Source organism: Dyella sp. RRB7, assembly GCF_022761115.1.
GTDB lineage: Bacteria > Pseudomonadota > Gammaproteobacteria > Xanthomonadales > Rhodanobacteraceae > Dyella.
The window spans coordinates 148,932-161,071 of sequence record NZ_JAKWJS010000004.1 but is presented as its reverse complement, the minus strand read 5'-3'; the positions used below and the strand labels follow the sequence as shown (position 1 = coordinate 161,071).

10 protein-coding genes are annotated in these 12,140 nt (G+C 64.8%); 6 read left to right on the top strand and 4 right to left on the bottom strand.

Features of this window, described 5'->3' with window-relative positions:
* Positions 1 to 36: 36 nt before the first annotated feature.
* The 3 genes from MJ606_RS11765 to MJ606_RS11755 form a co-directional block, all read right to left on the bottom strand.
* The gene (locus MJ606_RS11765) at positions 37 to 1,728 is read right to left on the bottom strand and encodes an alkaline phosphatase family protein (protein ID WP_243049707.1); all 1,692 of its coding nucleotides are present in this window, start codon (positions 1,726 to 1,728) and stop codon (positions 37 to 39) included.
* A gap of 131 nt (positions 1,729 to 1,859) precedes the next feature.
* Positions 1,860 to 2,549, bottom strand: a complete 690-nt coding sequence (locus MJ606_RS11760; RefSeq protein ID WP_243049706.1) for an LrgB family protein — start codon at positions 2,547 to 2,549, stop codon at positions 1,860 to 1,862.
* Complete coding sequence (locus MJ606_RS11755; protein ID WP_243049705.1) at positions 2,539 to 2,949, bottom strand: CidA/LrgA family protein; 411 nt, start codon at positions 2,947 to 2,949, stop codon at positions 2,539 to 2,541. Before MJ606_RS11755 ends, MJ606_RS11760 begins: the two co-directional genes overlap by 11 nt.
* A 76-nt stretch (positions 2,950 to 3,025) precedes the next feature.
* On the opposite strand from MJ606_RS11755, the gene MJ606_RS11750 reads away from it, so the two are divergent.
* Both MJ606_RS11750 and MJ606_RS11745 read left to right on the top strand, forming a co-directional pair.
* Positions 3,026 to 3,910, top strand: coding sequence for a LysR family transcriptional regulator (locus tag MJ606_RS11750; protein WP_243049704.1), 885 nt, complete (start codon positions 3,026 to 3,028; stop codon positions 3,908 to 3,910).
* A 134-nt stretch (positions 3,911 to 4,044) separates the two neighbouring features.
* Positions 4,045 to 6,171, top strand: coding sequence for a M13 family metallopeptidase (locus MJ606_RS11745; RefSeq protein ID WP_243049703.1), 2,127 nt, complete (start codon positions 4,045 to 4,047; stop codon positions 6,169 to 6,171).
* 211 nt (positions 6,172 to 6,382) lie between these two features.
* Here the strand turns inward: MJ606_RS11745 and panE are convergent, their stop codons facing one another.
* Positions 6,383 to 7,312, bottom strand: coding sequence for a 2-dehydropantoate 2-reductase (panE, locus tag MJ606_RS11740; RefSeq protein WP_243049702.1), 930 nt, complete (start codon positions 7,310 to 7,312; stop codon positions 6,383 to 6,385).
* A gap of 309 nt (positions 7,313 to 7,621) precedes the next feature.
* Between panE and MJ606_RS11735 the strand changes: the two genes are divergently transcribed.
* From MJ606_RS11735 to pilV, 4 genes are all read left to right on the top strand, one after another.
* Positions 7,622 to 9,949, top strand: coding sequence for a catecholate siderophore receptor Fiu (locus tag MJ606_RS11735; RefSeq protein WP_243049701.1), 2,328 nt, complete (start codon positions 7,622 to 7,624; stop codon positions 9,947 to 9,949).
* A 72-nt stretch (positions 9,950 to 10,021) separates the two neighbouring features.
* Positions 10,022 to 10,699 carry a Fe2+-dependent dioxygenase gene (locus MJ606_RS11730; protein ID WP_243049700.1) on the top strand — a complete coding sequence of 226 codons (678 nt, stop codon included), beginning with the start codon at positions 10,022 to 10,024 and terminating at the stop codon, positions 10,697 to 10,699.
* A 303-nt stretch (positions 10,700 to 11,002) separates the two neighbouring features.
* Positions 11,003 to 11,602, top strand: a complete 600-nt coding sequence (locus MJ606_RS11725) for a GspH/FimT family protein (RefSeq protein WP_243049699.1) — start codon at positions 11,003 to 11,005, stop codon at positions 11,600 to 11,602.
* Entirely contained in the window at positions 11,599 to 12,135 is a 537-nt protein-coding gene (gene pilV, locus MJ606_RS11720) for a type IV pilus modification protein PilV (protein ID WP_243049698.1), read from the top strand. Before MJ606_RS11725 ends, pilV begins: the two co-directional genes overlap by 4 nt.
* The last annotated feature ends 5 nt before the right edge of the window (positions 12,136 to 12,140 follow it).

Here is a 12,140-nt window from a genome sequence, read left to right as displayed (position 1 = left end):
ACACTGTCCGGGGCGTGCGAAATGCCAGTGGTTCGCTCAGCCGTGCGGCGTATGCGGCTGGCTGGCCCACGGCCAGGGCGACGGCTGCTGCTGCGGCTGGCCGGTCTGTTCGTCCAGGATCAGCTTGCGGCGCGCCGGTAGCGGCTGGAAGAAGTCGAACATATGTTCCAGCGAGCCGGCGATGGCATCGAACGAACCACCGCCGATGCGCTTGCCGTGCAGCCAGTTGTCCTCGACGAAGCGCGTGATGGACGACTGGTCGGTCAGCGTGTGGTCGACGAAGTTGCTGCGTGCCCACGGCGAAACCACCAGCAGCGGCAGGCGCGGACCGTGGCCGCAACGGCCCTGCACCGGCTTGCCATTGCTGGCGATGCCGGGCAGCGTGCTCGGCGCCTTGCACACCCCCGCGCCATCCAACGCATCGGAAGCGGTCGCCGACGCATTGATGCGCGGCGCGGCCTGGTGGTCGTACCAACCGTCGGAGTCGTCATAGGCGATCACCACCGCGGTATCGCGCCACTCCGGCTGCTGCTGCAGGAAGTTGATCACGTGCACCACGAACTGCTGCTCGTCCAGCGGATCGGAATAGCCGGCATGCCCATCCTGGTAGCCCGGCGCCTTGAGGAAGCTCACCGCCGGGAAGTTGCCCGCGCTCACCGCCGCGTAGAAATCGTTGATGTCGTACTGGTGATTGGCCGCATCGCCCTGGTGGCCAATGGTTGCCACCGAGGTCGGCCGCACGTGGGTGGGGTTGGCGGTGGACGGGTAGTACTGGAACGGCTGGTGGTGCGGGATGTAATCGCTCTCGCTCACCTGGGTCACCGTGGAAAGCGTCTTGCGCTTGCAGCCCGTGCTGCCGTTGGTGTTCACCTGGGTGAGATCGAAGCCACCCTCGAAGAAGCCCCAGGTTACGCCCGCATCATTCAGCAGGTCACCGATATTGCGGCCGCCGAACTGCACCTGGTTGCCGGTGGGCGAGGAGCACACGTCACCGATCGGATCGGCATCGCCGAACAGGGTCAGGCCGCCCTGGCCATCGTTGACCTCGTTGGCGGTGCCGTTGAGCGTTTGCGTCACGCCATTGGTCTGGCCGGAAACCAGGTTGATCGCGCCCGGCGTCGACGGACCGAAGGTAGTACCGTAGCTGTTGTCGTTCAGCGCAAACCACTGCGCGTAGTTCCACATCGCGGTGACGGTGTTGCCGTCGTAATACCCCATCACCTGGCCGGCGCCGTCCTCGTCCGCGGGCGCGCCCGGCAACGTTTCACCCGAACCGGTGAACTTGGGGAACAGATCCATCGCGCCGCCGTCGAACGCCTGCTGCTCCGGGCCATAGGCATGATCCTGGTCGGCGGTGGCCGCCTGCGTGCGATCCAGGCGGAACGGATTGATCGCAGCGCTGCCGTTGGCGCTGTTGGCCTTGGTCGGGTTGCTGGTAAGCAGGCTGGCGCTCAGGCCATTCACGTGCGGCGTGAACGGACGTGCATAGAAGGCCGGCTCACCCGGAAGGTTGGCGGCGTTGGGATAAGTGCCGAAGTAGTGATCGAAGGAGACGTTCTCCTGGAAGATCACCACCAGGTGCTTGATCGGGGTGGCCGTTCGACCGTCCTTGCCGGGCCAGCCCGCCGCATCGGATGCGGTTTCGGCATGAACGGGGATCTGCGCAAGCGAAATAGCGGAAAGGCTCAGAATACACGCGGCAAGACAGACTGCGAGTTGGTGTCGCATGGAAGGCTCCCTACGGTCGCGGGTTGTGCGCTTCCCCTCAAGCGCTGGAAGCCCGGACGATAGGCGGCCAAGGTGACAGGCGAATAACAGCCGGCAGGCGCATTTTCCTGCGCCCTTCACTGCTTTGCGGCTTAGCGCAGCAGGCTCGCCAGGGTCGGCGCCAGCAATACGTTGAGAAGTCCCGCCAACACCATCGCCAGGCTCGCCACGCTGCCCTCTTCCGTGCCCACGTCATAGGCCTTGGCAGTGCCGGCACCATGCGCGCCCACACCGAACAGCGCGCCACGCGCCAGCGCCGAACGCAGCGGCAGGCAACGCAGCAACAACTCGCCCAGGGCAATGCCCGCCACGCCGGTGATCACCACGAACAAGGCGGTGAGTTCCGGCACGCCACCGATATCCGCCGATACCAGCATGGCCAGCGGCGTGGTGATGGAGCGTGCCAGCAGGCTGCGCCTTACCGAATCATCCAGCCCGCACCACGTGGCCAACACCCAGGCGCTGGCAATCGCCATGGCGCTACCGCCCAGCACACCCGCCATCAGCGCGGGCCAGTGGGCGCGGATCAACGCGCGGTAGCGGAAGATGGGCAACGCGAACGCCGCCGTGGCCGGCCCGAGCATCAGCACCAGCCAGTGCGTGTCCTGGATATAGACCGGATAGTTCATGCCCAACGGCAGGCCGAGCAGCGCCAGCAACAAGGGCACGGTGAGCAGGGGCGAGGTCCACCAGCGCGGATGGCGGCGATAGACCGGCTTCAGCGCGTAATAGCCGCCCACGGTGACGGCCAGCCAGACCAGCGAGAGCAGCTCAGCGCGCATGCCGCTGCCTCCAGCGGAACATCAGGTCGACCAGCAACGCGGTAGTGCCCATCACCAGCACCGTACCCACCACGATCACCACGAAAATGCGCACACCCTGCTGCCGCAGCAAAGGCAGGTGCTGCCATACCGCCATCACGGCGGGAATGAAGAACAACAGCATCTCCGCCAGCAACCAGTCCGCGCCGCGACGCAGCCCCACGGCCGGCACCACACCGCTGAGCAGCAGGAGCAGCAACAAACCCAGCGCCAGCACGCTGCCGGGCACCGGCACATGCAGCCGGCGCACGCATTGGTCGCAGGCAAACCAGAGCAGCACGATCAACCCCACCTGGCTCCAGCGGGCCAGCCGGGGCCGGTGCCAGCTGAGCCAGCGCAGTCGGACATGCAGGGTAGTCATGTGGCAAGGCTAGTCCCGGCCAAACTATGATGGAAATGAATTGTTTCCATCACTTCCATTCCCAATAGGCATACCCATGGACTTGCGCAGCCTGCGCTATCTGGTCGAGGTGGTGAGGCACGGCGGCTTCGCCCGCGCGGCCGGGCATGCCCATGCCAGCCAGCCCACCTTGAGCAAGTCCATGGCCCAGCTTGAGGACGAACTGGGTACGCGCCTGCTGGAGCGCGGCCGGGGTGGCGTGCGCCTCACTGCCGCGGGCGAGGTGGTGCACCGCCATGCGCTGGCGATGCTGGCCGAATCGGCGCGCCTGCACGAAGAACTGGACGCGCTGCGCGGCCTCAAGCGTGGCGAACTTCGGCTGGGCCTTCCGCAGCTGGGCAGCAGCGTGCTGTTCGCGCCCCTGCTGGCACGCTATCGCCAGCAGCATCCGCATATCGACATCCACCTGCGGGAACAGGGCAGCCGACGGCTGGAACAAGCGGTGCTGGCAGGTGAACTGGAAGTAGCCGCCACCCTGCTGCCCGTCGGCGAAGGACTCGACCATCAGTCGGTATGCAACGAGCCGATGTACGCGCTGCTGCCGCGGACACATTCGCGCGCACAGGCCAAGCGCTTCCGCCTGGCATGGTTGCGCGAGACGCCGCTGATCCTGTTCGAGGAAGGCTTTGCGCTCAACCGGCTGATCCGCGAAGCCTGTGCCCGCCATGGCGTGGTGCCAAGGGAAACCGTGCGCAGCGCCCAGGTCGACTTCATCCTGGCGCTGGTGGCGGCCGGCGCCGGCATCGCCCTGCTGCCGCGGCTGACCATCAAGGAGCGCTCCCTCAGCGGCCTGGTGGCGTTGCCGCTGGCCGCCAGCGACCTGCGCTGGAAATTGGTGCTGGCCTGGCGCCAGGGCACCACCCTCTCTCCGGCCGCCCGCGCCTGGCTGGATCTGGTGGCAGGGGTTGCACCGCGCCCCTGACCTTTGACACTGTCCCGGGCATGACTTGCGGCATAGCCTGAAAAGTCGTTCTTGCGATCCCGTGGTCACGGGGGCTTCGCGATCGCGTTCACCATCGGCCGCCCATGCGGGCGCAGCACAACAGAGGGAAATCCATGACCAAGCCGTATATGAAGCCCATTGCGCTCGCAGTGAGCCTTGCCTTGTCGCTCAGCGCCTGTGGCAAGCATGAGCAGGCCGAACAGGCCCCGGCCGCCAGCAGCACCGCACCGGCCGCTGCCAGCACCACCGCCGCCGCCCCGGCCGCGCCCAAGAGCGTGTTCGACATCAGCGAGCTGGACAACGGCATCCAGGCCTGCCAGGACTTCAACGGCTTCGTCAACGCCAAGTGGGTCGCCGCCAACCCGATCCCGAACGACCGCAGCCGCTGGGGCGCGTTCGACAAGCTGGCCGACGACAGCCTCAACACGCAGCACGAGATCGTCGACGCCGCCGCCAAGGATGCCGCCAACGCCAAGGCCGGCTCCATCGAGCAGAAGATCGGCTATCTGTATGCCGCGGGCATGGACGACGCCGCCATTGAGAAGGCCGGCTTCGACCCGATCAAGCCCAAGCTCGACGCCATCGCCGCGCTCAAGAGCGGCAAGGACGTCGCCGACTACATCACCAAGAGCTTCGCCGATGGCGACATGCAGGTGTTCCAGTTCGGCTCCGGCGCCGATTTCAAGGACGCCAAGATGCAGATCGGCTACGTCTACCAGAACGGCCTGGGCCTGCCGACCAAGGATTACTACCTCGATCCGAAGTACCAGGAAATCCGCGACGCCTACGTCGCGCACATCGCCCAGGCGCTGCAGCTGACCGGCGTGTCCGAGGCCGACGCGAAGAAGCAGGCCGGCCAGGTGCTGGCGTTCGAAACCGAGCTGGCCAAGGCCTCGCTGGCCCCGGTGGAGCTGCGCAAGCCGGAGAACCAGTACCACTTCGTCAGCGTCAAGGACGCCGACAAGGTCACCCCGCACTTCAACTGGGATGATTTCTTCAAGGCCCAGGGCGTGACCATCGACAAGGGCTTCTCGCTGTCGCAGCCGAAGTTCTTCGCCGAGTTCGACAAGCTGCTGGCCAGCGGCCCGATCGACCAGTGGCAGGCCTACCTGCGCTACCACACCATCGACGACGCCTCGCCGTTCCTCAGCAAGGCATTCCAGGACAACAAGTTCGACTTCTACGGCAAGACCCTCGCCGGCCAGCCGGAGCAGAAGCCGCGCTGGAAGCGCGTGCTCGGCGGCGTCAACGAGTCGATGGGTGAAGCGCTGGGCCAGCTGTACGTGGCCAAGGTGTTCACGCCCGAAGCCAAGGACCGTGCCAAGGAACTGGTCGACAACGTGCGCAACGCGCTGAAGGCGCGCATCCAGAACCTCGACTGGATGAGCGACGAGACCAAGGCCAAGGCCATCGCCAAGTGGGATACCTTCCTGCCCAAGATCGGCTACCCGGACAAGTGGCGTGACTGGTCGGGCCTGGACGTCAAGCCGGGCGACTACTACGGCAACGTGGAAGCCGCCGCCAAGTTCAACTACCAGTACGACCTGGCCAAGATCGGCAAGCCGACCGACCGCCTCGAGTGGGGCATGACCCCGCAGACGGTCAACGCCTATTACAACCCGACCGACAACACCATCAACTTCCCGGCCGCGATCCTGCAGCCGCCGTTCTTCTATGCCAACGGCGACGACGCGATCAACTACGGCGGCATCGGTGCGGTGATCGGCCACGAAGCCAGCCATGGCTTCGACGACGAGGGCAGCCAGTTCGACGGCGAAGGCAACAATGTCAACTGGTGGACCAAGGACGACAAGGCCAAGTTCGAGGCCCGCACCGCCAAGCTCGTGCAGCAGTTCAACGACTACACGCCGATCAAGGACAAGCCGGATGCGCACGTCAACGGCGAGCTGACCCTGGGCGAGAACATCGCCGACCTGGGCGGCCTGAACGTGGCCTACGACGCGCTGCAGGAAGCGTTGAAGAAGAACCCGCAGGAAGCCGGCGAGAAGATCGACGGCTACTCCGAAGACCAGCGCTTCTTCCTCAGCTGGGCCCGCGTGTGGCGCGGCAGCGTGCGTGAGAAGGAGGCCTTGCTGCGCCTCAACACCGACCCGCATGCACCGGCCTCGCTGCGTGCGATCGGCGCGCCGTCCAACATGGAAGCGTTTGCCTCGGCATACCAGTGCAAGCCGGGCGACGCCATGGTGCGCCCGACCGACAAGCAGGTGAAGATCTGGTAAGCCACTGACCGCCACAGCGGTTGCTTGAGAAGGCGTCGCGCGCAAGCGCGGCGCCTTTTCTTTTGCCTGTTGCCTCCTCCCCTTTGAACCTGCTTTGCGAACGCCCTATGACCCGGCATCCCCGCGAAAGCGGTGATGACGACGTGCCCGAAGGATTCGCAGCCGAGAGTCAACGCCAATCAGGCCCGGAGGGAAGAGGAAGCCAGAGCGATCAACCGCTACGCGCGCGCCTCGCCTCATACGCCTTCAAATGCGCATAGGCCAGGCGCAGCATGGCCAATTCATCCGGCGCAGCACCCGATCGCGCCAGCAGATCACCCACCACGTGATCCGCCTCGATGGGAGCCCCCTGCTCAAGGTCGCGCATCATCGATGCGCTCAGTGTCGAGCCGGTTTCCGTCAACACGCCCAACGCGCGGGAGAGCACCGAATCGCTCGGCTCGTGACCGTTGTGCGCGGCGACCGCACGGCAGTCATCGAGCAGCCGCAGCGTTGCCTGCAACCCGCCAGGGGCTTCCAGGATATCGCCCACCGGTGCGCGCATCAGGCAAGTGATGCCCGCCAGCGAGGCGAGGAAGACCCACTTGTCCCACATGTCCTGCAGGATGGTGGTGCTCAGGCGCGGCTCGAAGCGGGCCCCCGACATCGCGTTGAAAATGGTCTCTGCACGCGGTGAACGCGATCCGTCGCGCTCGCCGAAAGTGAGGCCGTGCGACTGGTTGAGATGCCGCACCGTACCCTGCGCGTCCAGCGTGGCGGCGATCACGCATTGGCCGCCCAGCACACGATGCGCGCCGAAACGGGCGTCGAGCAGATCCAGGTGCCGCATGCCGTTGAGCAAGGGCACGATCGCCGTGTTCGTCCCCACCGCCGGCGCCATGTCCTCCATCACCTGCGACAGGTGATACGCCTTGCAGCTGAGCAGGATCAGGTCATAAGGCCCACCCACCTCGCCGGCCTGCACGGTGGGCGGTGCTGGCAAAACCGCATCGCCCAGGCTGCTGCGGATGACCAGGCCGTGTTGTGCCAGTTGTGCCGCGCGGCCCGCGCGTACCAGGAAGGTCACGTCCTGGCCGCTTTCCAGCAGGCGCCCGCCAAAATAACCGCCGGTCGCGCCAGCGCCGATCACCAGAATTCTCATCGCACGGTTCTCCCTGACACCAGGCGATCAAGGCTACCTCAACCGCCGTGCCCCGCCCTCCCTGCCACGGGCCATGCCCAGGAAAGGTGTTGCAAATCATTCTCATTAAAAATAACATTTGCTAAATGATTGGCGGCGTCAGGGGGCGCCCACACGCGACCGTTGCACGGCACCCGCCATGCAGCACACCGCGCGCCGCCAAGCACCACCCACGAACCCATCCGGACGAAGCCCGCTATCGCCAGCTCGTCATGCCGGCCGTCAGCGGATGGTCGCCGACGGCTCCATCCCTTTTTCCACGAGCTTTCCATGGCCCATATCAAGAGTCGCAAGCATCCCGTCACCCGCACTGCCCTGAGCGCAGCTACCGCCGCCACCCTGATGACTGGCTTGGCGATGGCGCAGCCTGTACGGGCCGCGGACACGACACCGGATAGCACCACGACCACCACCACGACGGATACCAAGAACCTGCCCGGCGTGCAGGTCGAGGCAACAGCGGTGAACGATTACAAGGTCGACAAGGTCGCCTCGCCCAAATTCACCCAGCCGATCCTCGATACCACGCAGACCATCAACGTGATCAGCAAGGACCTGTTCCTGGAACAGGGCGCCACCACGCTGACCGAAGCGCTGCGCAACAGTCCCGGCGTGGGTACCTTCTACGTCGGCGAGAACGGCACCACCTCCACCGGTGACGCCATCTACATGCGCGGCTTCGATACCTCCAGCAGCATCTTCGTCGACGGCGTGCGCGACCTGGGCAGCATTTCGCGCGACGTGTTCAACACCGAGCAGGTGGAAGTGATCAAGGGTCCTGCCAGCACCGACAACGGCCGCACCGCGCCGACCGGCGCGATCAACATGGTCAGCAAGCAGCCGGAGCTGGGCAGCGGCGTCACCGCCTCGTTCTCCTACGGCAGCGCCGACCAGCGCCGCACGACCGCCGACTGGAACCAGGCGATCAGCAACACCTCGGCCTTTCGACTCAATGTGATGGGCCAGGACAGCGGCGTGCCCGGCCGCGACGAGGTGGAAAACAACCGCTGGGGCGTCGCCCCGAGCCTGGCGTTCGGCCTGGGTACCGCCACCCGCGTTTACCTCGACTACCTGCACGTGAAGCAAAACAACGTGCCCGATGGCGGCGTGCCGACCATCGGCCTGCCCGGCTACAGCAGCCCGGATCCGACGCGCCCCTTCCTCGCCAGCGCGCCCGAAGTCGACTCGTCCAATTTCTACGGCACCACCGCCGACCACGACCATGTCACCGCCGACATGTTCACCGCCCGCGTGGAACACGATTTCACCAGCGACGTCGCCTTGCACAACACGCTGCGCTGGGGCCGCACCGCCGAGGATTATCTGCTCACCTCGTTCATGGGCAGCGCCGCCAACCTGCTGACGCCCAACCCCAGTGATCCGTCCACCTGGACCATCGCGCGCAGCAACCCGACGTTCAAGCACCAGGACAACCGCATCATCACGGACCAGGCCAACGTCACCGCGAATTTCGACACCGGCGCCGTCACCCACAACCTCAGCACCGGCATCGAGCTGACCCAGGAGAAGGCCACCACGGTAGGCCTGGCGGCCCTCAACGGCAGCGCCTGGCCGGCGGCCAGCCTGTACGACCCGAACGAAAACGTCAGCGGCCTGATCTATGGCCAGACCGGCGCCTACAGCAATGCCAAGACCAACACCGCATCGGCGTATGTATTCGACACGTTGAAATTCGCCGAACGCTGGCAGGTGAACGCCGGCATCCGCCTGGACCACTACGACACCGACTACTACAGCACCGTGCAGTGCGGCGCCAGGGGCAACCCCGCGTGCGGCCCCCTGCCTACCGGCAGCATCGTGCCGGGCCTCGACGCGAAAACGGGCGACAACCTGTTCAACTGGAAGCTCGGCGTGCTGTACAAGCCGGCCCCCAACGGCACCATCTATGCCAACTTCGCCGTGTCGGCCGAACCGCCGGGCGGCAGCACGCTGGCACTGAGCAGCTCCGCCAACAGCCTGGACAACCCGAACCTGCAGCCGGAGCGCGCACGCACCACCGAGCTGGGCACCAAATGGGAAGTGCTCGACAGCCGCGTGCTGCTCACCGGCGCGCTGTACCAGACCACCGTCACCAACGACCTCGTGCAAGACCCGGTCACCCTGCTGTACTACCAGATCGGCAAGAAGCGCGTGCAAGGCGTGGAACTGAGCGCCGTGGGCAAGCTCACCGACAACTGGTCGGTGACCGCCGGCTTCACCACCATGAACGCCAGCGTGGTCAGCGGCACCGCGGTGGCCGAGGACGGTTCGTCCGACCTGGCCTATACGCCGAAGAAGGCCTTCACCAGCTGGACCAGCTACCTGTTGCCGTTCGGCCTCACCATCGGCGGCGGCGCGCGCTACTCCGGCGAAATGCAGCGCGGCACCGACAGCGCCATCGGCACACCGGCGTATACCCAGGCCTACTGGGTGGTCGACGCCATGGCCTCCTACCCGATCAACAAGCACTTCGACCTGCGCTTGAACCTGTACAACCTGTTCGACAAGGACTATGTCGCCGCCATCAACAAGAGCGGCTACCGTTACACCCCTGGCGCTCCGCGTTCGGCGATGATCACGGCCAATATCCGGTTCTGATCGACAGGCCACCGGCAGATCACGGAAGCCTTCCCCTTACGGGGAAGGCTTTCCTGTTTCACAGAGGTCACCATGCTGCTGCACGTCCCCAACATCCTCGACCGCGAACAGGTAGCCCGCTTTCGCCAGGCGCTGGACCAGGCGAACTGGACGGACGGCCGCGAAACCGTCGGCCCCCAGGGCGCCAAGGTGAAGCGCAACCTGCAGCTGCCGGACGCTTCGCCACTGCGCGAACAACTCGGCCGTGAAGTACTCGACGCCCTCGCCCGCCATCCGCTCTACCACGCCGCCACCTTGCCGCTGCGCACACTGACACCGCGCTTCAACCGCTACGAAGGCGGCGGGCAATATGGCTTCCATGTCGACGGCGCGGTGATGGCACTACCCAGCGGCGAACAACTGCGCAGCGACATCTCCTGCACGCTGTTCCTCGCCGAGCCGGAGGAATACGACGGCGGCGAGCTGGTCATCAGCGACACCTACGGCGAGCACGAAGTCAAACTGCCCGCCGGCGACATCATCATCTACCCCTCCAGCAGCCTGCATCGCGTCACGCCCGTCACGCGCGGCGCACGCATCGCGGCGTTCTTCTGGGTGCAAAGCCTGGTGCGCGATGACAGCAGGCGGCGCATGTTGTTTGAACTGGATACAGCCATCCAGACGCTTACGCGCACCGGTGCCGACGCGCAGGCGGTGGTGCAGCTGACGGGGGTTTATCACAACCTGCTGAGGCAGTGGGCTGAGAGCTGAAGCCCGGCGACCAGGCCGCACACACCGCGACGCAAGAAAAGACGAGTCGATGCGCAAAAACTTGCACGCCATTCTTTGAACTCAATCACTTGTCGCTGACGGAAGGCGCCAATTTTCCGACGGACGGCCATTCAATTACTCGCCCCGCTTGCCCAAAATAATAACGCGCTCGTCAGTTTAGAGACTGCTGCCGATCCATCACTGGCAGCACCTTTGATGTGATGCGTGGGGAATCCAAGGGGTCGCGGGACGTCGTCCAGCGAAAACACATAACGGCTTTATTGATGCCTTACGGGGGACACGATGCGTAAGCGTCGCGGGCAGGCAGCCGGGTACACGCTCATCGAAATGGCCGTGGTGGTAGTCATCGCCGCCATCATCCTCGCCTATGCCATTCCCGCCTACAAAAGCCTGCTGGCCGAAAACCGGATGAGCAGCGAGATCAATGATCTCCTCAACGACGTTGAGCAAAGCCGGTCGGCGGCCATCAAACAGGGCGTGCCTGTCGTGATCTGTCCCTCGAGCAATCCTACGGCTGCAACGCCCGGCTGCAGCGGAAGTGCCAGCTGGGGCACGGGCTGGATCGTGTTCACCGATATCGCACAGAACCAAACCTTCGCCACCTCGTCCGGCGATACCCTGCTGCGAGCGCATGCTGCTCTTCAAATGGGTGACACCATGACCGGTACCGTCGGCTCGAAAGCGACCGGCCCTTTTGCAGGCACGCTCACCTATCTCTCGTTTAATCGTATGGGTGCGGCATCGATCGCCGATGCTTCGAATTTTGCAGCCATAAGCATCCACGATGCCAGCAACACGGCGGGCTGGCGCCGCTGCTTGGTGGTTTCCCTGGTCGGAACCGCCACGCTGAACGCAGATCAAACCTCAGGGGTATGCCCATGATCCTGATCTCTCGATCCACGAACCGCGGCTTCACCCTACTGGAAGTACTCGTGGCGCTAGTCGTGATTTCCGTTGGCCTGCTCGGCATCGCAGCCATGCAGGCTTCCGCCATTACGAACACACATGCGTCACAGATGGAATCACTGGTTGCCATCGAGGCGCGCAGCATGGCTGACGCCATGCAAGCCAACCAGGCCTATTGGAATACCAACGCGGTTGCCAATGTCGCTGTCAGCAGTTCCGTCATTAGCGACAGCACGCTCGCGGGTTATGCATCAACTTACAATTGCGGCGCGGTGGCATGTTCGCCGGCCCAGTTGGCTGCCTACGACCTGAAGGCCTGGGGTAGCCAATTGTCTGCGCAGGTACCAGGCGCGACAGCGAATATAGCGTGCGCAATCGCCTCGCCCTCCGAATGCACCATCAAGATCACCTGGCAGCCAAAGACGGCCGTGGCCATAAGCCAGGGTACGCAGAGCACGGTTCCGACTACGGCAACCAACCTCACCTACACGCTGGTCAACCAGTTTTGATTGCT

What these genes read in the sequence shown, in the direction of transcription:
- MJ606_RS11765 (WP_243049707.1), bottom strand. Translation starts at nt 1,728, where the DNA reads ATGCGACACCAACTCGCAGTCTGTCTTGCCGCGTGTATTCTGAGCCTT.
- MJ606_RS11760 (WP_243049706.1), bottom strand. Translation starts at nt 2,549, where the DNA reads ATGCGCGCTGAGCTGCTCTCGCTGGTCTGGCTGGCCGTCACCGTGGGC.
- MJ606_RS11755 (WP_243049705.1), bottom strand. Translation starts at nt 2,949, where the DNA reads ATGACTACCCTGCATGTCCGACTGCGCTGGCTCAGCTGGCACCGGCCC.
- MJ606_RS11750 (WP_243049704.1), top strand. Translation starts at nt 3,026, where the DNA reads ATGGACTTGCGCAGCCTGCGCTATCTGGTCGAGGTGGTGAGGCACGGC.
- MJ606_RS11745 (WP_243049703.1), top strand. Translation starts at nt 4,045, where the DNA reads ATGACCAAGCCGTATATGAAGCCCATTGCGCTCGCAGTGAGCCTTGCC.
- panE (WP_243049702.1), bottom strand. Translation starts at nt 7,312, where the DNA reads ATGAGAATTCTGGTGATCGGCGCTGGCGCGACCGGCGGTTATTTTGGC.
- MJ606_RS11735 (WP_243049701.1), top strand. Translation starts at nt 7,622, where the DNA reads ATGGCCCATATCAAGAGTCGCAAGCATCCCGTCACCCGCACTGCCCTG.
- MJ606_RS11730 (WP_243049700.1), top strand. Translation starts at nt 10,022, where the DNA reads ATGCTGCTGCACGTCCCCAACATCCTCGACCGCGAACAGGTAGCCCGC.
- MJ606_RS11725 (WP_243049699.1), top strand. Translation starts at nt 11,003, where the DNA reads ATGCGTAAGCGTCGCGGGCAGGCAGCCGGGTACACGCTCATCGAAATG.
- pilV (WP_243049698.1), top strand. Translation starts at nt 11,599, where the DNA reads ATGATCCTGATCTCTCGATCCACGAACCGCGGCTTCACCCTACTGGAA.